Source organism: Kitasatospora sp. NPDC056181 (genome assembly GCF_042266225.1).
In the GTDB taxonomy this organism is placed as follows: domain Bacteria; phylum Actinomycetota; class Actinomycetes; order Streptomycetales; family Streptomycetaceae; genus Kitasatospora.
The window spans coordinates 1-2484 of the sequence record NZ_JBHJUK010000309.1 but is presented as its reverse complement, the minus strand read 5'-3'; the positions used below and the strand labels follow the sequence as shown (position 1 = coordinate 2484).

The following is a 2484-nucleotide window of genomic DNA, read 5'->3' as shown; positions in this document are numbered from 1 at the left end:
GCCTGGAGGAGATCCTCCAGGCCACGGCACCCGCCACGAGCCCGGCACAGACGGCGGCACCCTCCGCCGCCGCTGCTCCGCCGCAGCGCGAGGAGCACGCGCTGCGCACCGAGTTCGAGTTCGAACTGCCACGTGGGTACGTGGACGAGGCGGGCACCGTGCACCGGCACGGCTCGATGCGCCTGGCCACCGCCCGTGACGAGCTGCGGCCCCAGATCGACCTGCGGGTCAAGGAGAACCCGGCGTACCTGAGTGTGGTGCTGCTCAGCCAGGTCATCACCCGGCTCGGCACCGTCACCGACGTGCACGCCGGGGTCGTGGAGCGGATGTACGCGACGGACGTCGCGTTCCTCCAGGACTTCTACCGGCGCGTCAACAGCGAGGGCCACACCCGCGCGGCGGTCACCTGCCCGCACTGCGAAGGCGGCTTCGAGGTCGACCTCTCCGGTGGGCGCCTGGGGGAATCGTGACGTACGCGCTCCCCCGGCTCAGGGAGGAGATCGCGTACATCGCCTACCACTTCCACTGGCAACGCGACGAGATCCTCGACCTGACCCATGACGAACGCCGGCAGTGGGTCACCGAGATCTCTCATATCAACTCCCGTATAAACGAAGGTGGTTGAGTAGATGGCGTGGCGGGACAGGGTGCGCCGGCGCGCCACCACGCCGGGCGCCGCACCCTCGGGCGGCGCGGGTGCGGATGCTGTGGGCGCGGCGGGCGCGGGTGCGGAGGGTGTGGGCGCGAAGGGCGCGGTCCAGGAGGCCCCCGCCGTCCGGGGCCCGAGCGTGCCCGCAGACTGGGACGGCGGGTGGCGTCGCACCGCGCCCTCCCTCCTGACCCTGTCCCGAGCACCGATGAGGGTCAGTGACGGGCTCGCCTTCCGGGACGGGCTGGCCGCCTGGCGCGATCCCTCCTTCGACACCGGCCTCGCCCACGCCCTGCTGCCGACTGCCCCGGCCGGCCTCGTGCGCGGCGTCACCCGTCCCGCCACCGCACACCCCACCCACAGTGGCGGCGGCCCGCTGCTGCTCAGGGCACTGCCCTTGTCCGATGCGAACGCCGCGCCGGAGGTGGAGGCGGCGCCGGCACCCGGCGCGCAGGCCTCACGCGCACCCGGCGCGCAGACGTCACGGCGTCCGCGGCCGGGCGCGTCGGGTGCCGGTGCTTCGAGTGCGCGGCCGGGCACCTCGGGTGCGGGCGCGGGTGCGTCGGGTGCGTCGGGTGCGGGTGCGTCGGTGAAGGGCGCTCCGGTGTCCGTGCAGGCCGCGCCTGCGGTCAGGGCGAGCGCCGGCCGGAGCGGATCCGATCCCTTGCCGTCGATCTCCGGCGCCGACCGCTCGCGGGCCGACGACGTCCGCGAGGACGCAGGACGGTCCCGCGGCGGGCGGGAGGTCCCCTCGGGGGCCGGGGCGGCGGGCGGTGCACCAGGCACCCGTGGCCTCACGCCCGCGCAGTCCGCGGCCGTGCTCAGTGCGGACGGCGCTCATGTCGTTCAGCGAGCCGAAGCAACCTCCTTGTCCCCGGCCGGGGCCGGCCGTACGCCGATGCCCACGCGACTCCCGCTGATCCGCCGGATCGCGGTGGTCGCCGACGCTTCCGGCGACGGCGCCCCGGAGGCCCCGGCCGGCCCGCCCGTACAGCGGACCGCACCCGGAACCAGGTCCCTCCCTGCCGCCACCGGCCGCCGTCCGGGCCGGGAGGTACCCGCCGCCAAGAGTGCCCGTACCGACCGCCCGGGCGAGGGCGCTTCCGAGGAGCACGCCGAAGCGGCGCGCGCCGTGGTGCAGACGCGCCCTGTCGGCCGGTCCCTGACCGTCGCCCGGGTACCCGCCGCACCCAGGCGCCGGGTGCCCGTCGTGCGTCCCGCCGTCCCCCTGGCGCGCATCGGCGGCCCGTCCCCCGACGTGCCTGTGCAGCGTGCGGCCGACCTTGCCCCCCTCGGTGCCCCGCCGGCCGAAGTCCCGGCGCCCGCCGCGCCCTCGGGAGCGGTCACCCCCGCTCCCGCGCCGGCCATGCCCATCGTCCAGCGGCAAGCGGAGACCGTCATCCCCGAGCTGCCCGTCACACCCGCGCGGGGCACAGGCGAAACACCTGTGCAGCGCGCGGGCGATCGCCCGGCCCTGGGCGCTCCGGCAGCCGAACTCCCCGTTCCCGCTGCGCCCTTGGGTTTGCAAGCCCCCGCTCCCCTACCGGCCATGCCCACGGTCCAGCGCCTGCCGGAGACCACTCCCGACGCCCCCGAACAGCGCACAGCGCATCGCCCACCACTCGGCGCAGCCGCAACCGAACTCCCCCTTCCCACCGCACCCCTGGGGACACCGGCGACCGCTCCCCTACCGGCCATGCCCACGGTCCAGCGCCTGCCGGAGACCACTCCCAACACCCCCGAAGAACGCACGGCGGATCGCCCACCACTCGGCGCAGCCGCAACCGAACTCCCCCTTCCCACCGCACCCCTGGGGCCACAGGCCACCACTCCCC

At 75.7% G+C, this 2484-nt stretch carries 2 protein-coding genes; both read left to right on the top strand.

What is annotated here, in order from left to right; genetic code table 11:
- Positions 1–2 precede the first annotated feature (2 nt).
- Positions 3–470, top strand: coding sequence for a hypothetical protein (locus ACFC1F_RS43085; protein WP_376167274.1), 468 nt, complete (start codon positions 3–5; stop codon positions 468–470).
- Entirely contained in the window at positions 467–625 is a 159-nt protein-coding gene (locus ACFC1F_RS43080; protein ID WP_174315845.1) for a DUF6760 family protein, read from the top strand. Before ACFC1F_RS43085 ends, ACFC1F_RS43080 begins: the two co-directional genes overlap by 4 nt.
- Positions 626–2484 lie beyond the last annotated feature (1859 nt).